Genomic DNA, 22145 nt, shown 5'->3' on the forward strand with positions numbered 1-22145 from the left:
CCCCCCCCCCCCCCGGGGCGCGCGGTGCGGCGGGTTCCTCCCGACGTGAGCCGGGCATGAAACGGGGTCGCGTGTCCCGTACACGCACCGCTAGCGTTCGGGCATGACGACAGCCGCCACTGACAGTCAGGGCTCCGGGGCCCACCCCCGTTTCGTCGAGGCCCTCCGCGAGCTCGGCCTCGACGACGTGCACCCCCGTATCCGCCGCTTCCCCGACGCCACCCGGACCGCGGCCGAGGCCGCCGCGGCGATCGGGTGTGAGCTGAGTCAGATCTGCAAGTCGCTGATCTTCGCGGCGGACGGGGTTCCGGTGCTGGTGCTGATGGACGGCGCCTCCCGGGTCGACGTGGACCTCGTCCGGGAGGCACTCGGCGCCGAGAAGGTCACCCGGGCCAGGGCGGACGTCGTACGGGAGACGACGGGGTACGCCATCGGCGGTGTGCCGCCGTTCGGGCACCGGACCGCGACGCGGGTGCTCGCGGACCGGTCGCTGCTCGACCACGACGTCGTGTGGGCGGCCGCCGGCACCCCGTACACCGTTTTCCCCATGCGGCCGAAGGACCTGATCGCCCACGCCGGCGCCGCCCTGGTGGACGTGCGCGAGCACACCTCGTGACCCCGCTGGTCACCACGGCCGTACTGCTCGCCGCCGTCACGCACGCCGGCTGGAACGCCCTCGCCCACCGGATCACCGACAAGCTGGTCGGATTCACTCTGATCGCGGGCGGGGGGTCGCTGATCGGGCTGGCCATGATCCCCTTCGTGCCGGTCCCGGCGGCGGGGGCGTGGCCGTATCTGATCGCCTCGGCGGTCATCCACGTCGTCTACTACGTCCTGCTGATGAAGTCCTTCCGGCTGGGCGACTTCGGGCAGGCCTATCCGATCGCACGCGGCACCGCGCCCCTGGTGGTCACCCTGCTCGCCGCGGTCTTCGCGCACGAGGTGCCGGACGGATGGGCGGCGGCGGGCATCGCCTTCTCCTGCGCGGGACTGACCGGCGTCGCCCTGTGGGGCATGCGCGGCCGCCGGCCCGACTGGGCCGCGATCAACGCCGCCCTGGCCACCGGCCTGGCCATCGCGTCGTACACCGTCGTGGACGGACTGGGGGTGCGGGCCTCGGGCTCCTCCCTCGGGTACATCGCCTGGCTGATGGCGCTGGAGGGGGTGGCGATCCCGGCGTACGCGCTCTACCGCTGGCGCGGGCAGTTCACCACCGTGCTCCGGCCGTTCGCGGCCGTCGGACTGCTGGGCGCGGCCCTCTCCGTGGGGGCGTACGGGCTCGTCCTGTGGGCCCAGACCAGGGCGGAACTGGCGCCGATCGCCGCCCTGAGAGAGTCCTCGGTCAAGCTCCGCTCATGCAGCAATAACGTCATCGCTCAGCAGGCTTGAGGACGATAGTTCGGAAGTCTGGTCCTTAATGCTCATCGTGCCTGTTGAGGACCACCCTTGCTGTCTGCGATCCTCCCGACATAGCCGCATAGGGGTGGGTTCATGGCTGATGTTTGGAACGTTGCGAGCACAGTGATTGCGGCCGGCGGTGTGGGCGTTGCTGTCGCATCGCTGTGGATACCGCACCGACGGGCCATAAAAGCTGATCAAGAAGCCATGGATCGAGCGGCCAAGGCTGCGCGGGGCCGAGCTTCTTTGGTGACCGCCTCAGTTCCGTGGTCCAGCAGTACGACCCTGGACGTCTGCATCACCAACGGTGGGCCCAGTCCCATTGGTGATGTCGAAGTCCTGGACGTTCGTCAGGCGCCTTCAGGGGGTGCAGTGGGATGGCGCCTGAACCCCAGCATCAGGCCGAACACGAAGAGCGCTTGCATCCTTCAGCCCCAGGAGACACTGACTGCGAGAGTGCAACTGATCGATCCGCATGATGAGCCGGTCCACCCTGTCTCAGATGCGAGGCTCGTGATCGTCTTCGGGTTTCGGGATACGGATGGCCAGTGGTGGAAGCGGGAGATTGGCAAGCCACCACAGCCGTGGCATGCCAGATCGGTTGGTTGACTGTCCCCCGAAGCTGTCCAGTTCTTCTTATCCAGCGCAATCACTGCTGACGGGAAGACGGCCGTACCGTCGCGCGGGGGCGTCCGGCCCTCCGAGGACCAATCACTACCGGGGGTGTGGGGGTATCCAGCCAGGTGTCGGATAGAGAGTGCCCCACCCGGCCCACGTGTTTAGATGCCCGGTCCGTCTCTGAATCATGGGCGGCCTTCTTGGGCATGACTGACCCCAAGATCTATTCTCACGCCGAGGAGTGACGTGCATGCGAGACGTGGCACGCGAAGTCCTGCTGACACGACAAGGGATAGGCGCAGTAGCTTCGGCGTCATTAGCCGCATTTGGGCTACTCAGCGCCGCCTTCCAAGTAGCTCTCGCCGTATGGCCTGGTTTGACACGTCATGATCTTTGGATTTTGGTGTCTCTGTTTGCTAGTTGCCTTCTCGTTGGTTTCTGGCGCGCTTGGCCCAGGTTCGAGACAAATCACGACTATCGAAACCCGAGCTTCGTAATTCAGGTGAAGTGTGGAGATGTGTTGAATGAGTCAAGCAATGTTATCGTCGGATTCACGGACACTTTCGATACCGATTTGGAGGATGGCGTTGTCATAAACCCTCGTAGCGTGCAAGGGCAATTTCAGCATAGGTTCTACGGTGGGTCTACTGAAGAGCTTGATTCTCAAATCGAGGCTCAATTGACTTGCATTGAGGCAGCAGATCTTGAGGACTCTGAGGATAAGCCCAAGGGGAAGCTAACTCGGTACCCTATAGGAACGACTATCGTTCTCAGGAGCTCACGAACTCGATTTTATGCCGTGGCGTACGGCTATATGAGGAATGACCTGAGAGTCAGTTGCTCTGTTGATGCCCTTTGGAGGAGCCTTACCTCAGCTTGGGATGCCGTGAGAGTCCATGGCGGACTTGATCCGGTTGCTGTTCCTGTTATCGGATCAGAGTTGGCACGGGTCGGATCACTGGATCGAACCAGCCTGATCAAAATGATTGCCCTCTCCTTTGTGGCCTCATCCCGTGAAGAAATCGTGTCTCGTCAGCTGACGATCGTCGTGCACCCGAAAGATCGTCAAACCGTTAACCTGATAGATGTCGAAAAATTCTTGCGCACTCTCTAAATGTCGTTGTCGGCGGCGGAATGGCTTGCCGCTGTCGCCAGCGATCGGGGCTCCACGCAAACACGATTGCGAGGTAGGCCTCATACAAAGATTGCCATGGGCAAAATTTGCACGGCAGGGTACCTGACGAACGGTTCGTTGGATTGCAAATTGAAGCCAGGGATGTTGGTCATTGTGTCAGTCACAGAATCCGACACATCCTCCATTTTCCCCACAACGGTTCGTCGCGAGAGATTAATGGACTCGCCTTCGCGCAATACGCGGGTTACTTTGCCCAACACGACGAAGTCCCCGGAGCTTAGCCTTTCTGCGACGGCTGCGTCATAATAATCGGAGGATACTGTCAGTACAGCTTTGACCCCTGATGCTGTTTCAAGCACGACATCGTGGATGGGGGAGGACTCTAGCTCTTCCTTCATTCTCCTCACGAAACGCATCTCGATGCTCTGTTCGAATTCACGGAACTGCTCACTCATCTCGGCATACGGATGCGGCGTACCCTTCTTCCCCGCGAGCTCGCGGTTCTGTGGATTTCCTGACTTTCGGTTAGCGGACTTCTGTGAGCGCGCTTCTTCAACGCTGTGCGAAATCTCTCCCATGTAGGACATCACCTGCGTGAAGATAGCCAGCATTTCCTCAAGCGGGTTCCCAGTGTAACGCCCGGAGAGTTTTACGAATGCGCCAGTCGCCACACTGGCCAGTTGCTCTTTATTCTCCAGTGTTTGGATTGCGTCATCTTGGTGTAGAAAACCGTAAAGGGCGTTAAACAGGCTAGCTGCTGTATGGTGACGCGCTACTTTGGTTTCAGTGCTTTCCCCGCGGGGGTGACTGCCTTCCGCGTCGAGAGACGCCCCAAGCCCAAGAAGTGCCCCCAGTGAAGGCAGCTTCACCTCATCGCGCTCAGGTTTTCCTGCACGAAGTTTTTCTCTCTGAAGGGTTTGTTCACTGGAGAGGTGTACCCCGCCCTCAAGGTATGCGAGGAAACTAACCATCATCTGCACGTCAAGGTACAAGGGGTGGGCAAGCTCGTAGTCAGCCATGTGGCAGGCATAGCACATGACGCAGTGGTGCATCACGTATTGGGGCAGGATTTAGCTCGTTCGAGGCATCTAGGTGCATGCTCGCCAGGGCTCCCCGATTCGCATATCGGGCAAATCGCGTATAGGTGGTAAAGGGTGCGACCATTGCGTGCTTCCCATCCGATAGCTCTGGCGGTCACCGGCAAGGCCTTGGGGGTGCCGCGCCGGCCAACTGTGTCAGCAAAAGCGCCGGCGGCGATAGCGTGTTCCGTTAGTCTGCTTGCATGGCCTTGCAGACGATCACGTTGAGCGTTTTGATTGCTTCTCCGGGTGACACCGCCTCCGAGCGTAACGCTGTCGAAGACGTCATCCGTAGCTGGAATAGCGACCACACGCTGCGGCGGAAGATCCACTTGCTGCCCCTGCGGTGGGAGTTGGGAGCCGTTCCGATGCTCGGCTCCAGGGATGCCCAGCAAGAGATCAATGAGCAGTTCGCCGACGCGGCAGACATCGTTATTGCCTTGTTTAACAGTCGTCTCGGTAAAGCGACCAAGCGAGCCGTGTCCGGAACTGCGGAAGAGATTCTTCGGGCTCGTGAGCGCGGAGCTGCGGTGCACGTATTCTTCTCAGAGGGTTCGATCCCGCGTGATCACGACCCCGATCAGCTGAAAGCGTTGAACGAGTTCCGCAAAGAGTTGCAGGAACACGGCTTGACGGGGAGCTATGTATCCGTTGATGACCTAGTGGCCAAAGTGCGTAGGTGCCTAGAGCATGATGCTTACGACTTGGGCGAGCTAAGCAGCAGTGAAGCTGACGTCTCCGGCGCAGTTTCAGGTGCAATTCTGCGATCAACCTATCTTTATGATCGAGAGCCGGCGACGGATAGCAAGGGGCGAGTCAAAGTAAAGTCGGTAAATGAACGCCTCCGTGTAGAGAATATCGGAGATGCGGCCGCAGAAGATGTGGTCTTGGAGCTCCGCTCTGCTGGAGAGGGGGAGGCGCCGATTACTTTCGGTGACCTCACTGCAACACGCATTCTTCCTCGCGCGCATGTTGATTTTCCGGTGGGGATGCACATGGGCGTCTCTATGCAAGGGACTGTGATTCACCGATGGAGCGAGGGCGGGGAAGCTCACTCGGAGGAACAAACCATCTCGTGGACCTAAGAAAGTTGACTGACGGCATAGTCGGTGCGCTACGTCGCTGTGGCGGTCGTGCTCAGGATTGAAGTGCTCTACGTAGCTGGCTCTCCGGTAGGTGGGTAGCGTCAAGGTCATGTCCGGTGTGCGTCGGGGTGGTCACCCGTACGCGCACGCTGGTTGATCGCGCGCGACTAGGGGAGCTGGTACGGGCATGGCGGTTGACGCTGCTCGATCGGAAGAGGGGTTCACGTCAGCGAGGGCTGCGCAGGTGATGAGTGCCGCGTGCCGGACTGCGGGGCTCGATGACGGAGGCGCGAAGTTGCTCCGGCTCGGGGAGAACGCGTTGTTCAGACTGGCCTCCGTGCCGATCATTGTGCGTGTGACTCGCGGACGGGAGTGGCTGACCACGGCTCACAAAGAGGTGACTGTCTCGCGGTGGTTGGCGGGTGAGGGATACCCTGCCGCTCGGATCGTCGAGGATCTTGAACAGCCCCTTGTGGTCGACGGGCATCCAGTGACGTTCTGGCATCTCATCGTTGAGGGTGAGCGCAAGGCCTCGTATGGGGAGCTTGGGGCGATCCTCCGGGACCTTCACTCGCTAAGGGTCCCGGACGGGCTTGAGTTGCCCTCGTTCGATCCCTTCGACAAGCAACAACGACGGCTCGATCTGGCTGTGATCCCGGAGGACGACAGGCTGTTCCTCCGGAAACGGTGGCACGAGCTGCGGGACAAGTTCGACGAGCTGCGCTTTGAATCGCCCAAGGGACCGGTCCACGGGGACGCGCACGTGCAGAACCTGATGGTTGATGATCAGGGGCAAGTGATCCTCATCGACTTCGAGGCCTTTTGCTTCGATCACCCTGAGTGGGACCTCATGGTCACGGCCGTTGAGCACCACAGCCTTGGATGGCAGACCGATGCGCAGTACGCCGACTTTGTGGCCGCATACGGCCGCGACCTGTACGACTGGCCGGGATACAAGACTCTGCGCGGAATCCAAGAGTTCGGCATGACGACATGGCTCATGCAGAACGTTCAGGAAGACGAGCGGACGGCGGCCGAGTACCGCCGGCGCATCGCTGGCCTGCGTGATGATGACGGACCGCGCGACTGGCGGCCCTGGTAACCACTACTCGTCGTCGTCCAGGCGGGCGAGTGCTTCTCGCACCTGATCGTTGAACGCGGCGACAACGGGATTCGCTGAGTGGGCGCTCACCTCAGCCTGGAAGTCGGTCACGTAGCGCTGGAAGCGGGTGGACTGGAGGGAGTCGCCGCCGTCGACTGCCAAGCTGGCGGTAGTGACGGCAGCCTCCAGTTCACCGTTCAGCAGCTGACTTTGCGCGAGCACCATCCGGCAGAACCCCAGGGTGCGGGCGTACTTCGGGTCGGTGGCGTTCACGGCGTGCTGAGCCTGCTCGATGGCCTCACGGCGCATCTTGAGGTCGCGGTAACAGTGGCAGAGTTCGCCCATGAGTTCTGCGGAGTCGAAGTAGGCGAGCCATGCGGGGTCGTCGGCTGTGTCGGCGCGCTCGAAGTGGCGCTCTGCCTCGTTCATCGCGCGGCCGGCTGCGCTGCGGTCACCTGCGTTGGACAGGGCACGGGCTTCCATCGCGGAGTAGTTCGCCATTGCCCGTGGGGTCGCCCGGCCCTTGGCACCCTCGACGGCGGCTCTGGCGAGTTGGATCGCCTGGGCGTGGTGGCCGAGGTAGTTCGCCTGGTGGCTGAGGTTTCCGAGGATGCGGGCGCCGAACATGCGGTCGTCGATGACCTGGGTCAGGCGGAGCGTGGACGTCAGGTAGCGGTAGGCGAGTCGGTGGTTTCCCGTGTCGTATGCGGTCCACGCGAGTAACTGCGAGACCTCTGCGGCGGCACCGAATAACGCGGTGCCCACCTTCTCGCTGTAACTGGCGTCCAGCAGGGGAAGAACCTCGTGCCGGAAGTAGTGGCGTAGAGCCTTATGGCCGTGACCGCCGCCGTACTTGAAGTCGAGTTGCATGAACATGCCTGCGGCGTCCCTGATGGCGCGGACGTCACGCATGCCGACTCGTTGGTGCGCGGGTCGTTCGGCCTGGATGCCGTCAGGGCGCGCGATCATCCAGGACAGCACCGCTGAACTGAGATCACTGTCCTCGACCATGAACCGGTCGGCGGAAGGGGCGTCGGAGCGCTCGTCGGCGAGACCGTCCAGTGTGGAAAGTGCATCGGGCAACGTGCTTGGGTAGCCGATCGGCTGAGGGGCGGCCGGCCGCGCGAGATCGAAGAAGCCGAGATCACCGGGTGAGACGCGGCGGCCCAGTTTGACGCTCAGGACGTCAGCCATGATGGCCGCTGCCTGCGGCTGGATGCCCGCGCCCTCGCGCCAACGCTTAACGGAGACGTGTGTGGTCCCGAGGGTGATGCCGCGTTGTGCAGCGGCGTCCTGCATTCGCTTCGCCAGGCCCTTGTTCGAGACCTTCGCCTCGTCCATGAGGGCGATCAACTGCGCGTTCGGCTCTCGGCTCATGCTCCCCTGCCAACCCGAGAATGACGGCGAGTGTTCATCGTGTCACAGCATTCTCGCGGCGGGGGGTTCATTGGTGAACCCCCCTTGGCTTTGCCGGTGTTCACGTGAACCCCCTGGTGAACGCTCCCGGTGACGTCCCGTGCGCCGTGTACTGGGTTTCCGGAAAGCAAGCGGTGCCATGAGGGCGGTAGAGGTTCGGAAGGGGACGTCATGGATGCGGGGAAGGCCATGCACCTGGCGAGTGAGTTGGATGCTTACGCGCACTGGTTCGTGGCACCGAAGCCGTCCTCGGGCGGGCACTTTCTGACGCTGACGCTGTTCGCCGAGTGCGGTAACACGGCGCGCATTGCACGGGACACGACGTCCGTGTTCCTGCGCGGCGTTGTTGCGGAGGAACTCATCTACGACGCTCGGCTGGCTGTGTCCGAACTGGTCGGGAACGTCGTGAACCACGCGGTGCCGGATCGAGGCAAGGCGCATCCCGGCTGCTGTCGACGCATCGACGTGGCGTTCAAGCTGTACCCGAAGTGGCTCTTCATCGGCGTCACGGATGAGGACTCGACGCCCCCGCTCCTGCCCATGGGCGACGTGTACTCGCCCGAGCTGATGGCGGACATCTCGGAAGCGGTCCTGCCCGACAGTGGACGCGGGTTGCTGATCGCTCAGCGGGTGGCAACGGCGGTCTGGTGGACGCCTGGCGAGCGGGGCGGCAAGACGGTCTGGTGCCGCTTCGACCTGGACGGCCGGCAACTGAGCGAACCGTCCTGATGATCTCCGGGCCTTTGCCTCCTCGTTACTCCCACGCGATCGGGAGTCGGTGGTGGCCCGGAACCCCGGCCGGAGCTGACCTTTCCGGCCAATGGGGCGCGGCCTTCGTGCGTACGGGACCCCGCAGGATCCCCTGACCCGGAGCACGGGGCCGCGCTTCACAGCCTCATACCGAGACCGGACCACCCCCGCGCCTGGCAGCAACCGGGGTGGTCCGGGAGGGGACACAGCGTTCCCCGGTGCCCGATGGTACCGGGGTCGTTGTGGTGCTCATACGCCCCGGGCCACCAAGAGTTGACGATCCGTTACCTGTACGGATGGGAGTGGCCAAGTGACTGGCGCGGGTGAGGACTGGCTGCGTGACGGCCTGGACGACATCGCGGACGCGGAGCCCAGCATGTGGGTGCGCGGCGTCGACTACATCGCGGGGTGGCGTGAGGCGCGCGCTGCCGCAGACCGGTTGAACAGGGCCCTTCTGGGAGTCGGGTTCGAGTTGTCCGGTGTGCGTGCGGTGGCCTCGACCGACGGGGCTGGGCGGGGCGTCGTCCGGCTGGCGGGGCGGCCGATCGAGGTGGAGGAGCTGGCCGGTCTTCTGGAGACGCTTCCGACCACTGACGGCGGCGTGGGATGAACGGCGTTTTCGCTGATGAGCGGCGCGGGTGGGCACGTCGTCGGCTGGAGAGACTTTGGGCGGGAGCTGCCATGGGGCGAGTGAACAGGGGGCCCTACGCTCGCCCGGCGAATCGGGCAGGTTCTGGTCCTGCCCGCGTTTGTGCCCGATGGGCCCCCTGTTCTTCGAGGCTCGCCCCATGGTGGCTGCCTAAAGTCTCGGAGGCCGGCGACCCCCAGCCCGGTGGGCTCCGGCCCTCGGCGACCGGCCGAGGCGCGAACTCCTCGGGCGCGGTGCGGTGCGGGGCGTCGGGCGACCGGACGGGACCGGCGGTCACGCCGCACGCCCGGCCGGGGCGGCCGGGCGCCCCGGCGCGCCGCAGGCGCGCCCTTGAGGAAGTGAAGGTGGTTTCGACCGATCATCGGTGCCACTCAGGCCTGACGGCGTTTGGCGGGCTGCTTGGCGGCGGTGATCCGGTAGGCGGCTTCCGCGCGGTCGGCTCCGATGCGGAGTTCTTCGAGGACCAGGGCGCGGTCTGCGGTGCCGTGGGTGACGCGGGTCAGGTGCAGGATCGGGGTCGCGTCGGGGAGCTGGAGCGTGGCGCGCTCGTCGGGCAGCGGCATACGGGCGCGTACGGTTTCCGACCACCACAGCGTGTGTCCGGCATTGGTGAGCTCCTCGTAGACCGCTGTCGGGCGCTGGCCCGGTTCTTCCGCGAGTGCGGGCACGGTCTCGGCGACCTCGAAGGGAACCAGCGTGCGGTGCATCGCGCGTGTACCGGTGGTGGCATCGGCAAGGAGCCTGTCGCAGCCGAACAGTTCCTCTTCTTCGCCCAGGTTGAGCAGTCGGCCGGTGGCCTTCGTGGTGCGGGTGCGGTAGACGCTCGGTTCCTCGGCCTCGTCCCAGACGTCGCTGTTGGGCATGACGAACTGCCCGTTCGGGGCGCGGTTGATGCGGCGTTCGAGCGTGAGTGTTGGCTGTCCGTCGGAGCGTACGAAGCTGCCCTTGCCGTGCCGGACCTCGATCAGTCCTTCGGCGCGCAGTGCCGCGATGGCGTTGCGGACGGTGGGCCGGGAGACGCCGTAGCGGGCCATGAGCTGAGCTTCGGACGGCAACAGGGACTCGGGGGCGAACTCTCCCGACAGGATCGCTTCCCGGATCGCTGCGGCCACCTGTTGGTAGAGGGCTCCGGGGCGCTGGATCTCCGTCATCTCGGCATCTCCGGTTCGAGGTCGTAGGCACGTCGCACGCGCGACATCACTCGTCAGCATAAGTAGTTGCACCCCCGCCGTACAGCACTCCATAGTCGTAACTCGTAAGGACAAGTGACGTCAGTGCATCACTGGCAATTTGGCGGGCCAAGGAGGCCACAGAACATGCAGTCCATTCCCGTGGACACGACGCGGCTCGGCGTACTGCGCTGCGCCATCGCGCCGGAAGCCAAGCTCAGCAACCCCGAGACACAGGAGGTGAAGAAGGACCGGGACGGCAACCCGGTCTACACCGTGGCCGTGACCGTGCGGCAGGACCGCCGGCGGATCTCCGTCATCGAGATCGCCGTGACCGGCGAACCCAAGGGCATCGAGGAAGGCCAGATCGTCAAGGTCACCGGGCTGACCGCGTTCGTCTGGTCGATGGGCGAACGGCACGGAGTCAGTTTCCGTGCCGACGCGATAACGCCCGTACCTGGCACAACTGCGCACACCAAGGGGGGTGCGGCATGATGCGGCCGGTCCTGCTCGCCTTCGCCTTGGCGGCGCTGGCCTGGGTGCTCGTTGTGGGGGACCTTGTGCGCCGGCATCGTCCGGCCTGGCACTGGTACCTCGTCGGCTACCCGGTTGCTGCCTTCCGAGTGGTCGTCACCTGGCGCAAGGTGGCCATGCTGAACGACCTCGCAGTCTCCCGGCGTCCGTCTCGCGGCCTGCTCGGTGACCTGATGGTCAAGGGCGATCCGCTGCGGCCGGTAGCTCCGCGGTTCTCCTTCCCTCGCGCCACGCGCATGGGCTTGACCGTGATCGTGCGCCTGCACGCAGGCCAGACACCGGCGACTTACCTGAAGGCTGCCGACGCGTTCGTTCACGCGTGGAAGGTCCACGCGGTGCGGGTGACCTCGCCCGAACGCGGGCTCGTGCTCCTGACGGCAACGGCAACGGATCCACTGGAACGGCCTGGCTTAGCCACCGCCCCGGCCGAACTCCTCTCCGCGCTCATAGGCGTGATGGAGAGCGGCGGGGCTTGGGTGATGAACCTACGGCTCGTACCGCACTGGCTCATTGCAGGGGCCACCCGGTCCGGTAAGTCGACGCTCCTTGCCCGGCTGATCACCCAACTCGCCCCGCAACGCGTCGCCCTCGTCGGCATCGACTGCAAGGGAGGTATGGAACTCGGGCTGTTCGCCGGACGTCTGAGCGCGCTGGCGACCTGCCGCCGGGAAGCGGTCGCTGTGCTCTCCGCGCTCATGGGCGACATGCAGGACCGGATGAGCGTCTGCCGGTCGGCCGGCGTGCGCTCGATCTGGGAGCTGCCCGGCAAGCTGAGGCCGGTCCCGGTCGTCGTCCTGGTCGACGAGATCGCCGAGCTGTACCTGTCCGACGGCACCCGCGAGAGCAAGGCGGAAGCGGAACAGTGCTCGACGCTGCTGCTGCGGTTGGCGCAGCTGGGTGCCGCGCTCGGTCTGCACCTGGTCGTAGCGGGACAGCGGGTCGGCTCCGACCTCGGACTCGGTGTCACCGCGCTGAGGGCCCAGCTCGGCGGCCGTATCTGCCACCGGGTGAACGACCCCGGAACGGCAGAGATGACCTTGGGCGACCTCAACAAGGACGCCGTGGCCGTGGCTCAGGCGATCACAGCGGAGGAACGGGGCGTGGCCGTGTGCACCGGTCCGGACGGTGGCTGGAGCCGCGCCCGCTCACACCTGACCGCTACGGATGAGGCCGTGGCGACGGCCCGGAAGTACTCCGGCATGACCCCGGAACTCCCTGCCCTTGACCGCGCCCTTGCGGTGCTGGAAGGAGACGGCAAGTGATCAGTGAAGGTACGGCGTTCACGTTCGCGGTGGTCTTCGGGATCATCACCGTCCTCCTCGTCCGCTCCCGCGACGTACGCGCCTGGGAAGCGGTATGCGTCGGCCTCTTCGGCCTCTACCTCGGCCAGACCCCGGTGATCTACACCGTCCACGGACTCGTCACGTGGCTGATCAACGGCTTTTCCCACACCTGAGCAGGAAGGACACACCATGCCCATGCCTCGCGTGAGGTGCCCTCACTGCAAGGGCGACGGGGCCCGCAGGACCTGGACGGGACGGCAGCGACGCTGTCGCGTCTGCCGGGGCACCGGAACCATCCGCTGACCCATCCCCACGCCCCGCCTACTCGGAAGCGAGTGATCCCCATGACTCACAACGCGCCACCACCCGCCATCCGCGCCGCTTCGGCGGCCCACCCTGGAAGGTCACCACCATCACCCCGCAGCTCACCCCGGTTGAGCGGCGCGCCGCCCTCGACCGCGCGGCGCGCCTGCGTCAGCTTTCCGAAGCAGACCGCGACGCAATCCGCATCGCTCAAGACCCTCAGTTCCCTCGCTGGCTGGAGCAGATCACCGCCACGGGCGGCTGCTCCCACCCCGTCCACCTCTCCGGCTCCACCACCACCCTGGACGCGGAAACCGGCGAGATCCTCCACCACTACGACACCCGCACCGAACCCGGCGAACGCCTCTCTGTCCGCTGCCGCAACCGGCGCGCGACCATCTGCGCCCCCTGCTCCCGACTCCACGCGGGCGACACTTTCCACCTCGTCCGCGCAGGCCTGATCGGCGGCAAGAACGTCCCCGCCACGGTCTGCAACCGGCCTCGGCTCTTCGTCACCCTCACCGCCCCGTCCTTCGGCCCCGTGCACCGCGCCGAGGAGCGCTGCCGCCCTCGCCGCGACGGCGGCACGTGCGAACACGGCCGTCCCCTCGGCTGCGCCGCCGTCCATGCCCCGGGCTCTCCCATCGTCGGCCAACCCCTCTGCGTCGACTGCTATGACTACACAGCCCACGTCCTATGGCACGCACACGCGGGCAAGTTGTGGGACCGCTTCGTCATCGGCGTCCGGCGCCAACTCGCTTCCTCTGTCGGTCTCGTGCAGTCCAGATTCCCGGACCATGCCCGCCTGTCCTTCGCACGCGTCGCCGAGTACCAGCGGCGGGCAGCCGTCCACGTCCATGCCGTCGTCCGCCTCGACGGCCCGGCCGGTCCGAACGACGAACCCCCCGTCTGGGGCGCTGCGGACCGGCTCATCGACGCCGTATACGCCTCGGCCCGGCGGGTCCTTGTCCGTACGCCGTACAGCTCCGCCGTGGGCGAGTTGGCACTGCGCTGGGGCGACCAGATCGACATCCGTCCGCTACGCGCCGATGGCACCGGGCCCAACGATGACGCCGTGGCCGCGTACGTCGCCAAGTACGTCACCAAGGGAGCGAGCGAGACAGGCGCCGGCCTCGACCACAAGGTCACCACCTGGGAAGACATAGATACGGCACCCGTGAGCAAGCACGTCCGCACCCTCATGCGTACGTCCTGGCGCCTTGGCGGCCTCCCCGAGTGCGAGCCCCTGCACCTGCGCACCTGGGCCCACACCCTCGGTTACCGGGGCCACATCCTCACCAAGTCCCGCGCCTACTCGACGACATACGCCGCGCTGCGCGCTGAGCGGGCCCAGCACGTGGGCCTCGTCGAGATCCCCGATGCAGTCACCGAGCGGGACTGGCGCTACGTCGGCTCCGGCCACACACCCGGCGCCGCATTCATCGCCGCTGGAGTCGCCGAAGACATCGCCACAAACCGTGAGATCGCCCGTGAAGAGCGTGAGGTGCGTCGGTGACGAGACACCGCAACGAGCAGTGGGCTCGGGCCGTTGAGCGCCAGGCAGCCAAGTTCCCCACACGGATAGGGCCGAAGAGCGCTGCGCGACTCGCGCGACTCCTCGGCCCTGCACGAGCTAGCGGTTCCAGATAGGGGTGGTGCTGATCGCTGTGACAGCGACCCCGGCGATCATTGCCAAGAGCCTGGCCGGTAGCTGCTTCGCGGTCATGCTGAAACCACCGATCTTGAGCACGAAGTAGGGCTCAGGGTCTCGGGTCGGTGTGTGCCCTGACTCCGGGGAAGTCTTTGTCTCCAAGGTCGGGTTTTTGGCCATGGCAGCCTCCAGTCGCAGCGTTGGAAACGCGCGCATTCACGGATGTTGAACCGACCACGGGTCGAACGCATGAGCGCTTATGTCCCCGTCAGGACGTGAATGGGCGTAGCAAACCGAACTCGGCGGGACGCGTTCCCACCGACCGCATGTCACTCGCGGTGATTGAGAGTCTTCCGAACGTGGCGTCAGGAGCCAAATGTTCTGAGGGAAACTTGAGCATAACGATCCCGCTTCCGTGGTACGCAGCACGGGCTCTGGCTGTGGCCGTCCAGTTAAGGGCGAGATGGCGGCGGCACCGACGACCTGAGTCCTGCGGGCAGCCTGGCAGAGGACGACAACCATGTAGCCGTCCTCTTTCAGGTTGCCCGTGGCCTGCGTTCACCGTGGCTCCGTGCAGGGTTCTCGGTGCTCAGCTCAGAGTCGGCCGGTCCGCTAGTCCAGCGGGTTTGGCTTAATGTCCACCCGATCGGTGTCGAACCCCCTGCCCTTTCTCGTGGGCGGACGGACGAACACGGCGGCGAACAGGAAGCGGTAGATCGCGTTCATCCTTGCGAAGTCCTCCGCCTTCTCCAGCCTCTCCCAGTTGGCCTCAGCATCCGGGCCGGCGATGCCCTCCAGGACGGCCACGGGGCGCTTCACCGTCTTGCGCTGCCGCTCCTTCATCCGCTTGACGATCGGTGCACGCATGGCCTGGAAGTCGGCTGTGCTGAAGTCGTCGTCGTTGAGCCACAGCTCTTTCAGCTCCCGCAGCTTCTCGCGGTCCTTCTCGTCCGCCATGACGTCGGCCTCCGGGCGCGTGGTCGTGGCGGGCTCGTAGCCGGACGTGTCCAGCTTCGTCAGCACCTTGATCGCCACGTCCCGTACGAACTCCTCAAGCGGCCCGGCCGAGATGGAGCGGTTGCACTTCTGCTGGTCGGTGTTGTCGGAACGGGTGCACCGGTAGTAGGCGTACCGGCCGCTGTTCGTGCCACCCATGCGGGCACCGCACGTGCAGGTGGCGACTCCGCGTAGTAGGTAGTTCCGAATGGGGCGCTTCTTCGTCTCCTGGTGCTGCTGGGCGCGGTACTCCCGGAGCCGCTGCACCTCGTCCCACTGCCCGCGGTCGATGATGGCGGGCCATGTCCCGACGGCCACTTCCTCGCCCAGGTGGAACCGCAGCCCCGCCACGAAGTGGGACGACAGCAGATGCCGAACGTTCTCGGGGTTCCACGCCTTGCCCTTCGACGTGGGGATGCCCCGGGCGACGAGATCTTGAGCTATGGCGTGCGGCGACTCTCCGTCCAGATAGCGGCGGTACACCTCGCGGACGATCTCCGCCTCCTCCTCGACGAGCGCGCGGCCGTCTCGGGTGTAGCCGTACGGTCGGTTGCCCACGTGCGGCCGGCCTTCGCGGGCGTGGTCCTTCAGGGCATCCTTGAGGCGGCGGGACGTGTCGTCGGAGGAGCGGCACGCGTGGGCGACCTCGATGCGGAGGATGAAGCGGTCGTCCGGGTCCGAGAGATCGCGGCGGTTCGCCTCGCCGTGCAGCAGGACGCGTTTGTCGTCGGCGATGGAGAGTAGCTCTTCAAGGTCTTTGGGCTGCCGCATGAGGCGGTCGGGGTGGTAGACGATGACATGCCGGATCTCTCCGGCCCCCATCGCCTTCAGCATCGCTTCCCATCCGGGGCGCTTGCGGTCGCGCTGCCAGGCCGAGCGGTTGTTGTCGACGTAGATGTGTGTCGGCTCGACGCGGAGCTGGAGGCGTTCGGCGATGTCCCGACAGATGCGTTCCTGCCGGTCGACGCCGGTCTGGTCCTCGTCCCTGGTGTGGGAGATGCGGCAGTAGATCGCTGCGGGCTCGCCCGGTGTGATGGCGGCCCTGGCTAACTTGGGTCGGGTCATGACAATCACTGTATGAGCCGGGTATGACATCGATCATCGTGGGGGCGGCCATCGGCGCGGTGTTCTTCAAGGAGCGGTTCGGGGCCCCGCGGATCCTCGCGGCGGGGCTGCTGGTGGTCGGGATCGGGCTGATGCTGCACGCGGGGTAGCCGAGCCCCACGCCGGTGTCAGGCGGCGGTGGGCGTCACGGCCGTACCGCCACCGCGTCGACCTCGAACAGCATCCCGGGCAGCGCGAGCGAGGCGACACCGCTCAGGGTCTGCGCCGGCAGCCGGTCGCCGAAGCGGGTGCGGAGTGCCTTGCCGAGGATCTCCAGCCTGCCGAGGTCGTGGTCGACGATGAACGTGCCGAGCCGGACGACGTGTTCGTACCCGAGGCCCACGCCTTCCAGGGCCGACCGCAGCCGGTCGAAGGCCAGGTCGACCTGGGCGGCGAAGTCGCCGGGGTGGACCGGAGCGCCGGTGGCGTCGGAGGCGTACTGGCCGCCGATGAAGACGAGTTCGCCGGGCGCCGAGGTGGCGTGGCTGTAGCCGAAGGGCGTCGGGTCGTGGAGCGCGGGCGGGTTGGTGATCGTGCGCTGGTCGACGGTCATGTCTGCTCGAACAGCGCACGCCGGTCCACTCATTCCGGAGGCCGCGCGCCGAGGACGGCGGAGGAGCACTCTCCGGAGACCGTGCCGAGGGCGCTGGAGGAGCACTCTCCGGAGACCGTGCGCCGAGGGCGCCGGAGGAGCACTCTGGAAGCAGGTCTTCCGGAGGTGATCCTCATGATGCACACCACTGTGGGATGGCACATCGAGCTGGAGTTCCAGGAGGATGATCAGCACACCCGGGCGGCGGCGATGGTCCGCCTGCCCGACGGCACCGAGGTACGCACCCAGGGCCACGCCAGCCGCCACCACACCGACGCGAATCAGCCACGGGTGGGGGAGGAGGTGGCCGGCGCCCGGGCTTTGAACGAACTCGCGATGCAACTGCTGACCAAGGCACACGGCGAGATCGACGAGGTGTCCGGGCGGACGTCGCACCCGATCAACGTCTGAGCCGCCGCGCTACCGCGCCACGACTGCCCGCACCGCCCTGACCAGGGCCTGCGCCCGTGGGTCGGCGGTCACGGTCTTGCGGAAGCCGTTGGTCACATAGCCGAGGGCGATGCCCGTCTCCGGGTCGGCGAGGCCGAGGGAGCCGCCGCGGCCCGGGTGTCCGAAGGAGCCGGGGCCGAGGAGCGGCGAGGCGCTGCCGTGCAGCATGTAGCCGAGGCCGAAGCGGGTGTTGACCACCAGGACGCGGTCGGGGCCCGCCGACTCCTCGGTGCGGGCCGCCTCCATGGTGGCCGGGTCGAAGAGGCGTACGCCGTCGACCTCGCCGATCAGGGCCGCGTAGACCCGGGCCAGTCCGTCGGCGGTCGCGATGCCGTTGGTCGCGGGCAGCGCGGCCGCCCGGTAGGCCGGGGTGTTCTGGTCGGGGAAGGGAGTGATCGCCGCGAAGGCCCGGCGGGTGAGGGAGGCGGGGTCGTCGTAGGCCTCGGTGACCGCACGCTTCGGGCGCACGCGCAGACCCGCCCCGCCGACGGGCTCGGGCGTCTCGACCCGCCCCACCCGGCCGGTCCGGCCCGCCGCCTCCTCCGCCGGTGGCAGCCCGAGCCACAGGTCGGCGCCCAGCGGCCCGGTGATCTCGGCGGCGATCCACTCGCCGGCCCACCGGCCCGTCACCCGCCGCACCAGCTCGTCGAGCATCCAGCCGTAGGTCAGCGCGTGGTAGCCGTGGTCGGCGCCGGGCTCCCAGACGGGGGCCTGCGCGGCGACGGCCTCGGCGCCTCGGCGCGGGTCCAGCGCCTCCTCGGGCGTGAGGGGGCGGTCGAGGACCGGGAGGCCGGAGCGGTGGTTCAGTACGTGCCTGACCAGCACCCGCTCCTTGCCACGCGCCTTGAACTCCGGCCAGTACTCGCCGACCGGGGCGTCCAGGTCCAGCAGCCCGCGCTGGTGCAGCAGCAGCGGTACGGCAGCGGCGACGCCCTTGGTCGCCGAGCGCACGATCTGTGCCGTGCCGCGGCGCCAGGGCTCGGTCCCGTCGACGTCCCTGGTACCGGCCCACAGGTCGACGACCCGTCGGCCGTCCCGGTAGACGGCGAGGGCCGCGCCCCGGTCCCCGAGCGTCTCGAAGTTCCCCGCGAACGCGTCCCTGACCGGCTCGAAGCCCTCGGCGACTGTGCCGTTCACGTCCACGTCCGTACTCCTCGTCTCACGGTCGCGCCGTCGCGCCGACGGCCTGCTCCCTCTCAGCCAAGCAGGATCGTCACGTCGATGTTCCCCCGGGTCGCGTTCGAGTACGGGCAGACCGCGTGGGCGTCCTCGACCAGCTTCGCCGCGACGTCCGCGTCGAGGACCGGCAGCGAGACGCTGAGGGCGACCGCGAGACCGTAGCCGTGATGTCTGTTGGGGCCGATGCCGACCTTCGCGGCGACCGTGGAGCCGGACAGGTCGAAGCCGGACCGCCGCCCGACCATGACGAGCGCGTTGTGGAAGCAGGAGCTGAATCCGGCCGCGAACAGCTGCTCCGGGTTGGTGCCGTTGCCGTCGCCACCGAGCGCCGGCGGCATCGCGACCTTGAGTTCGATCTGCCCGTCCTGGCTGGTGACATAGCCGTCCCGGCCGCCGTGCGCGGTGGCCTCGGCGACATACATGATCTTCGACGGACGGGTGTCGACGGCGGTGTCGTCGGGCATGGCTGGCTCCCCCCAGGAACAGGTGTGCACAAGTGCATCGTGCACAAGGTACTGGCTGGTAGGTCAGTTGCCGTTACCAGGGGGTGGCAACCGGGAGTAACCCGAGATCAGATCAGGTCGCCCGTCAGCGGGCGGGGTCCACGGCCGCGGCTGCGCCCGCCTTCTCGGCCAGCCGCCACAGCTCCTGGCGCAACCGCTCGGCCTCCGCGTCGTCGAGCTCCGTCGCCGTGAGCAGCGCACCGGGAACGCGCGCCGCGCGCGCCCGCAGTTCCTCGCCGCGTCCCGTGCACGCGACCAGCACCGACCGCTCGTCGTCCGCCGCCCGCTCCCGGCGCACCAGCCCCGCGCTCTCCAGCCGCTTGAGCAACGGCGACACCGTGCCGTAGTCCAGGCGCAGCGCGCCCGCCAGTTCCTTGACGGTGACCTCGCCGCGCTCCCACAGCACCAGCAGCACCAGATACTGCGGGTAGGTCAGACCGAGGTCCTCCAGGAGCGGCCGGTACGCGGCGGTCACCGCGCGCTGGGCGGCGTACAGCGCGAAGCACAGCTGGTCGTCCAGCAGCAGGGACCCGGCGTCCTCTTGGTTCGTCACGCGCCCATTGTCACGGACGGACCTCGGGCACCGGCACGGAACGCGGATCGAAGCCGAAGGGCAACTCCAGCCGGTGTCCCCGCATCAGCTCGTCGTCGGCCAGCAGTTCCGCGGTCTTCCCGTCGGCGGCGATGGTGCCGTCGCTCAGGATCAGGGCGCGCGGGCACAGCTCCAGGGCGTAGGGCAGGTCGTGCGTGACCATGAGGACGGTCACGTCCAACGACCGCAGGATGTCGGCCAGTTCACGGCGCGAGGCGGGGTCGAGGTTGGAGGAGGGCTCGTCGAGGACGAGGATCTCCGGCTCCATCGCCAGCACGGTCGCGACGGCCACCCGGCGCCGCTGGCCGAAGGAGAGATGGTGCGGGGGCCGGTCGGTGAACTCCGCCATGCCGACCCGCTCCAGGGCGGTGCGCACCCGCTCCTCCAGCTCGGGCCCCTTCAGCCCGGCCGCCGCCGGCCCGAACGCCACGTCCTCGCGCACGGTCGGCATGAAGAGCTGGTCGTCCGGGTCCTGGAAGACGATGCCGACCTTGCGCCGGATCTCGGCCATGTGCTGCCTGCCGACGGGCAGCCCGGCGACCTTCACCGTGCCGGTGCCGCCGCTCAGGATGCCGTTGAGGTGCAGCACCAGCGTCGTCTTGCCGGCGCCGTTCGGCCCGAGCAGCGCGACCCGTTCGCCGCGCGCGATCGAGAAGTCCACGCCGAACAGCGCCTGGTGGCCGTCGGGGTAGGCGAAGGCGAGGCCCGAGACCTCGAGGGAAGCGGTCACAGAGTCCATCCCAGCAGACATACGACGAGGGCGGCGAACGGGAGGGTCAGCGCCTGTGACCACTGCGCCCGGGAAGCGGTCACCTCGTCGATGACCGGCATCGAACCGGCGTACCCGCGGCTGACCATGGCCAGGTGCACACGCTCGCCGCGCTCGTAGGAGCGGATGAACAGCGCCCCGGCGGACTTCGCCAGCACGCCCCAGTGCTTGACGCCCCGCGCCTCGAAGCCGCGCGACTCCCGGGCGATCCGCATCCGCCGCATCTCGTCGGCGATGACGTCGCCGTACCGGATCATGAAGGAGGCGATCTGTACGAGCAGCGGCGGGAGCTTCAACCGCTGCAGGCCCAGCAGCAGTTCGCGCAGTTCGGTCGTGGAGGCGAGGAGTACGGAGGCGGTGACGCCGAGGGTGCCCTTGGCGAGCACGTTCCAGGCGCCCCACAGGCCGCTGACGCTCAGCGACATGCCGAGCACCTCGACCCGCTCGCCCTCCGCCACGAAGGGCATCAGCACCGCGAAGGCGACGAACGGGACCTCGATCAGCAGCCGCTTGAGGAGGAAACCGGCCGGCACGCGGGCCGCGCAGGCCACGCCCGCCAGGAGAACGGCGTACAGACCGAACGCCCACATCGCCTCGCGCGGGGTCGACACCACGACCACCACGAAGGCGAAGGTCGCCGCGAGTTTGGTGTGCGGAGGCAGGGCGTGCACGGGGGAGTGCCCGTGCCGGTAGAGCCTGTGCGCGTGCCCGGCGCCCATGTCAGACGCTGCTCGTGCGGGCCGGGGAGACGTCCTCGGTGCCGCGCCGCCTGCGAACCGCCCAGAACACGCCGGTGCCCGCGACGACCGTGACCCCCACGCCGAGCACGCCGGCGAGACCGCCGGACAGACGGGCGTCGTCGACGTCCTTGACGCCGTAGTCGGCGAGCGGGGAGTCGGCGGTGGCGTGCTCCTCGGTCCTCGCGTCGATCCCCTTGTCGGAGGCGACCTTCTCCAGCCCGTCGGGGTTGGCGGAGGCGTAGAAGCTGACGAACCCGGCGAGCAGCAGGGAGGTGACGAGACCGGCGACCCACACCTTGCGGTGCGAGCGGGCGGCCGCCGGGGCGGTCACGGGCTGCGCGTCCGGTACGTCGACGAGTTCGCCGTTGACCCGCAGCTTGAGCTTCTGCTGCAGGCCCCGGGCGCCGTACACGAGGTCCGGGCGCACGGCGACGACGGCGCCGACCGTCAGCGCGGTGATCGCGGCCTCACCGATACCGATGAGGATGTGCACGCCGACCATGGCGGTGGCGACCTTGCCGATGGAGACGTCGGTGGTGCCGCCGATCCAGTACAGCAGGGTGAAGGCGAGGGCCGCGGCCGGCACGGAGAGCAGGGCGGCGACGAAGGACGAGACGGTGATGGAGCGCCTGCCCCGCGGCAGGATCCTCACGAGCCCGCGGAAGACGGCGTAGGCGACGACCGTGGTGACGACCGCCATGTCCGTGATGTTCACGCCGAGGGCGGTCAGGCCGCCGTCCGCGAACAGGATGCCCTGCATCAGCAGCACCACGGACACGCACAGCACCCCTGTGTAGGGGCCGACGAGGATCGCGGCGAGCGCACCACCGAGCAGATGCCCGCTGGTACCCGCGGCGACCGGGAAGTTCAGCATCTGTACGGCGAAGATGAACGCCGCGACCAGGCCGGCCAACGGCGCGGTGCGTTCGTCCAGTTCACGGCGGGCGCCGCGAAGGCTCACGGCGACCGCGGCCACGGCGACCGCTCCGGTCGCGACCGAGATGGGGGCGTTGATGAATCCGTCAGGCACATGCACCGTTCGATGATA

The 22145-nt window shown here is 67.0% G+C and carries 23 protein-coding genes and 1 pseudogene; 13 read left to right on the top strand and 11 right to left on the bottom strand.

All coding sequences use genetic code 11. The annotated features are described in order from the left end of the window. Positions 1-103 precede the first annotated feature (103 nt). From AQJ84_RS20400 to AQJ84_RS45110, 3 genes are all read left to right on the top strand, one after another. Positions 104-616 (top strand): YbaK/EbsC family protein, encoded by a 513-nt coding sequence (locus AQJ84_RS20400; RefSeq protein ID WP_030039120.1) that lies wholly within the window; start codon positions 104-106, stop codon positions 614-616. Then, on the top strand, positions 613-1389 hold the full coding sequence (locus AQJ84_RS20405) for an EamA family transporter (RefSeq protein ID WP_030039121.1): 777 nt from the start codon (positions 613-615) through the stop codon (positions 1387-1389). Before AQJ84_RS20400 ends, AQJ84_RS20405 begins: the two co-directional genes overlap by 4 nt. Before the next feature lie 877 nt (positions 1390-2266). After that, positions 2267-3130, top strand: coding sequence for a macro domain-containing protein (locus AQJ84_RS45110; protein ID WP_220450771.1), 864 nt, complete (start codon positions 2267-2269; stop codon positions 3128-3130). An 80-nt stretch (positions 3131-3210) separates the two neighbouring features. Here the strand turns inward: AQJ84_RS45110 and AQJ84_RS43100 are convergent, their stop codons facing one another. Next, the gene (locus AQJ84_RS43100; protein WP_128092220.1) at positions 3211-4170 is read right to left on the bottom strand and encodes a DUF6414 family protein; all 960 of its coding nucleotides are present in this window, start codon (positions 4168-4170) and stop codon (positions 3211-3213) included. Positions 4171-4433: 263 nt separating this feature from the next. Between AQJ84_RS43100 and AQJ84_RS41085 the strand changes: the two genes are divergently transcribed. Next, positions 4434-5315, top strand: coding sequence for a hypothetical protein (locus AQJ84_RS41085; protein ID WP_164873023.1), 882 nt, complete (start codon positions 4434-4436; stop codon positions 5313-5315). A gap of 187 nt (positions 5316-5502) precedes the next feature. After that, positions 5503-6417, top strand: coding sequence for an aminoglycoside phosphotransferase family protein (locus AQJ84_RS20415; protein ID WP_030039123.1), 915 nt, complete (start codon positions 5503-5505; stop codon positions 6415-6417). A gap of 3 nt (positions 6418-6420) precedes the next feature. On the opposite strand, the gene AQJ84_RS20420 is transcribed toward AQJ84_RS20415, so the two are convergent. Then, entirely contained in the window at positions 6421-7794 is a 1374-nt protein-coding gene (locus AQJ84_RS20420) for a hypothetical protein (RefSeq protein ID WP_030039124.1), read from the bottom strand. 210 nt (positions 7795-8004) lie between these two features. On the opposite strand from AQJ84_RS20420, the gene AQJ84_RS20425 reads away from it, so the two are divergent. Continuing rightward, on the top strand, positions 8005-8562 hold the full coding sequence (locus AQJ84_RS20425) for an ATP-binding protein (RefSeq protein WP_030039125.1): 558 nt from the start codon (positions 8005-8007) through the stop codon (positions 8560-8562). A gap of 331 nt (positions 8563-8893) precedes the next feature. Further along, positions 8894-9193: a hypothetical protein gene (locus AQJ84_RS20430; protein WP_030039126.1), complete on the top strand. Its 300-nt coding sequence runs from the start codon at positions 8894-8896 to the stop codon at positions 9191-9193. Positions 9194-9603: 410 nt separating this feature from the next. Here the strand turns inward: AQJ84_RS20430 and AQJ84_RS20435 are convergent, their stop codons facing one another. Further along, on the bottom strand, positions 9604-10383 hold the full coding sequence (locus tag AQJ84_RS20435; protein ID WP_030039127.1) for a GntR family transcriptional regulator: 780 nt from the start codon (positions 10381-10383) through the stop codon (positions 9604-9606). Positions 10384-10548: 165 nt separating this feature from the next. On the opposite strand from AQJ84_RS20435, the gene AQJ84_RS20440 reads away from it, so the two are divergent. The 4 genes from AQJ84_RS20440 (at position 10549) to AQJ84_RS20455 (ending at position 14037) form a co-directional block, all read left to right on the top strand. Beyond that, positions 10549-10896 (top strand): SCO3933 family regulatory protein, encoded by a 348-nt coding sequence (locus AQJ84_RS20440; RefSeq protein WP_030039128.1) that lies wholly within the window; start codon positions 10549-10551, stop codon positions 10894-10896. Continuing rightward, entirely contained in the window at positions 10896-12197 is a 1302-nt protein-coding gene (locus AQJ84_RS20445; protein WP_037802498.1) for an FtsK/SpoIIIE domain-containing protein, read from the top strand. The genes AQJ84_RS20440 and AQJ84_RS20445 overlap by 1 nt, the downstream gene beginning before the upstream one ends. Continuing rightward, positions 12194-12391 carry a hypothetical protein gene (locus AQJ84_RS20450; protein WP_003991451.1) on the top strand — a complete coding sequence of 66 codons (198 nt, stop codon included), beginning with the start codon at positions 12194-12196 and terminating at the stop codon, positions 12389-12391. The genes AQJ84_RS20445 and AQJ84_RS20450 overlap by 4 nt, the downstream gene beginning before the upstream one ends. 374 nt (positions 12392-12765) lie before the next feature. Next, positions 12766-14037 carry a replication initiator gene (locus AQJ84_RS20455; RefSeq protein WP_404817997.1) on the top strand — a complete coding sequence of 424 codons (1272 nt, stop codon included), beginning with the start codon at positions 12766-12768 and terminating at the stop codon, positions 14035-14037. Between the two features lie 747 nt (positions 14038-14784). Here AQJ84_RS20455 and AQJ84_RS20465 read toward each other — a convergent pair. Next, positions 14785-16233, bottom strand: a complete 1449-nt coding sequence (locus AQJ84_RS20465; RefSeq protein WP_030039133.1) for a recombinase family protein — start codon at positions 16231-16233, stop codon at positions 14785-14787. 26 nt (positions 16234-16259) lie between these two features. Between AQJ84_RS20465 and AQJ84_RS42365 the strand changes: the two are divergent. Next, positions 16260-16382: pseudogene (locus AQJ84_RS42365) on the top strand (EamA family transporter); the annotation flags it as partial. A gap of 35 nt (positions 16383-16417) precedes the next feature. Here AQJ84_RS42365 and AQJ84_RS20470 read toward each other — a convergent pair. Continuing rightward, entirely contained in the window at positions 16418-16825 is a 408-nt protein-coding gene (locus tag AQJ84_RS20470; protein ID WP_030039134.1) for a RidA family protein, read from the bottom strand. 174 nt (positions 16826-16999) lie between these two features. Here AQJ84_RS20470 and AQJ84_RS20475 point away from each other — a divergent pair, with 174 nt between their 5' ends. Further along, a complete protein-coding gene (locus AQJ84_RS20475; protein ID WP_030039135.1) occupies positions 17000-17275 on the top strand; it encodes a DUF1876 domain-containing protein in 276 nt (91 codons plus the stop codon). A 9-nt stretch (positions 17276-17284) separates the two neighbouring features. Here the strand turns inward: AQJ84_RS20475 and AQJ84_RS20480 are convergent, their stop codons facing one another. From AQJ84_RS20480 to AQJ84_RS20505, 6 genes are all read right to left on the bottom strand, one after another. Next, positions 17285-18457 carry a serine hydrolase domain-containing protein gene (locus tag AQJ84_RS20480; protein WP_053193084.1) on the bottom strand — a complete coding sequence of 391 codons (1173 nt, stop codon included), beginning with the start codon at positions 18455-18457 and terminating at the stop codon, positions 17285-17287. 53 nt (positions 18458-18510) lie between these two features. Then, a complete protein-coding gene (locus AQJ84_RS20485) occupies positions 18511-18957 on the bottom strand; it encodes an organic hydroperoxide resistance protein (RefSeq protein ID WP_030039138.1) in 447 nt (148 codons plus the stop codon). Positions 18958-19081: 124 nt separating this feature from the next. Further along, positions 19082-19549: a MarR family winged helix-turn-helix transcriptional regulator gene (locus AQJ84_RS20490; RefSeq protein ID WP_030039139.1), complete on the bottom strand. Its 468-nt coding sequence runs from the start codon at positions 19547-19549 to the stop codon at positions 19082-19084. Between the two features lie 10 nt (positions 19550-19559). Continuing rightward, positions 19560-20327 carry an energy-coupling factor ABC transporter ATP-binding protein gene (locus AQJ84_RS20495; RefSeq protein WP_030039140.1) on the bottom strand — a complete coding sequence of 256 codons (768 nt, stop codon included), beginning with the start codon at positions 20325-20327 and terminating at the stop codon, positions 19560-19562. Continuing rightward, a complete protein-coding gene (cbiQ, locus tag AQJ84_RS20500; protein ID WP_030039141.1) occupies positions 20315-21076 on the bottom strand; it encodes a cobalt ECF transporter T component CbiQ in 762 nt (253 codons plus the stop codon). The genes AQJ84_RS20495 and cbiQ overlap by 13 nt, the downstream gene beginning before the upstream one ends. Before the next feature lies 1 nt (position 21077). After that, entirely contained in the window at positions 21078-22133 is a 1056-nt protein-coding gene (locus AQJ84_RS20505; RefSeq protein WP_030039142.1) for an energy-coupling factor ABC transporter permease, read from the bottom strand. Positions 22134-22145 lie beyond the last annotated feature (12 nt).

It is taken from the genome of Streptomyces resistomycificus (genome assembly GCF_001514265.1).
GTDB lineage: Bacteria > Actinomycetota > Actinomycetes > Streptomycetales > Streptomycetaceae > Streptomyces > Streptomyces resistomycificus.

Bases quoted from the DNA above. Each gene is read 5' to 3' on its own strand.
- AQJ84_RS20400 (WP_030039120.1), top strand. From the start codon at position 104: ATGACGACAGCCGCCACTGACAGTCAGGGCTCCGGGGCCCACCCCCGT.
- AQJ84_RS20465 (WP_030039133.1), bottom strand. From the start codon at position 16,233: ATGACCCGACCCAAGTTAGCCAGGGCCGCCATCACACCGGGCGAGCCC.
- AQJ84_RS20485 (WP_030039138.1), bottom strand. From the start codon at position 18,957: ATGCCCGACGACACCGCCGTCGACACCCGTCCGTCGAAGATCATGTAT.
- AQJ84_RS20475 (WP_030039135.1), top strand. From the start codon at position 17,000: ATGATGCACACCACTGTGGGATGGCACATCGAGCTGGAGTTCCAGGAG.
- AQJ84_RS20435 (WP_030039127.1), bottom strand. From the start codon at position 10,383: ATGACGGAGATCCAGCGCCCCGGAGCCCTCTACCAACAGGTGGCCGCA.
- AQJ84_RS41085 (WP_164873023.1), top strand. From the start codon at position 4,434: ATGGCCTTGCAGACGATCACGTTGAGCGTTTTGATTGCTTCTCCGGGT.
- AQJ84_RS20470 (WP_030039134.1), bottom strand. From the start codon at position 16,825: ATGACCGTCGACCAGCGCACGATCACCAACCCGCCCGCGCTCCACGAC.
- AQJ84_RS45110 (WP_220450771.1), top strand. From the start codon at position 2,267: ATGCGAGACGTGGCACGCGAAGTCCTGCTGACACGACAAGGGATAGGC.
- AQJ84_RS20445 (WP_037802498.1), top strand. From the start codon at position 10,896: ATGCGGCCGGTCCTGCTCGCCTTCGCCTTGGCGGCGCTGGCCTGGGTG.
- AQJ84_RS20440 (WP_030039128.1), top strand. From the start codon at position 10,549: ATGCAGTCCATTCCCGTGGACACGACGCGGCTCGGCGTACTGCGCTGC.
- AQJ84_RS20415 (WP_030039123.1), top strand. From the start codon at position 5,503: ATGGCGGTTGACGCTGCTCGATCGGAAGAGGGGTTCACGTCAGCGAGG.
- AQJ84_RS43100 (WP_128092220.1), bottom strand. From the start codon at position 4,170: ATGGCTGACTACGAGCTTGCCCACCCCTTGTACCTTGACGTGCAGATG.
- cbiQ (WP_030039141.1), bottom strand. From the start codon at position 21,076: ATGGGCGCCGGGCACGCGCACAGGCTCTACCGGCACGGGCACTCCCCC.
- AQJ84_RS20495 (WP_030039140.1), bottom strand. From the start codon at position 20,327: ATGGACTCTGTGACCGCTTCCCTCGAGGTCTCGGGCCTCGCCTTCGCC.
- AQJ84_RS20420 (WP_030039124.1), bottom strand. From the start codon at position 7,794: ATGAGCCGAGAGCCGAACGCGCAGTTGATCGCCCTCATGGACGAGGCG.
- AQJ84_RS20425 (WP_030039125.1), top strand. From the start codon at position 8,005: ATGGATGCGGGGAAGGCCATGCACCTGGCGAGTGAGTTGGATGCTTAC.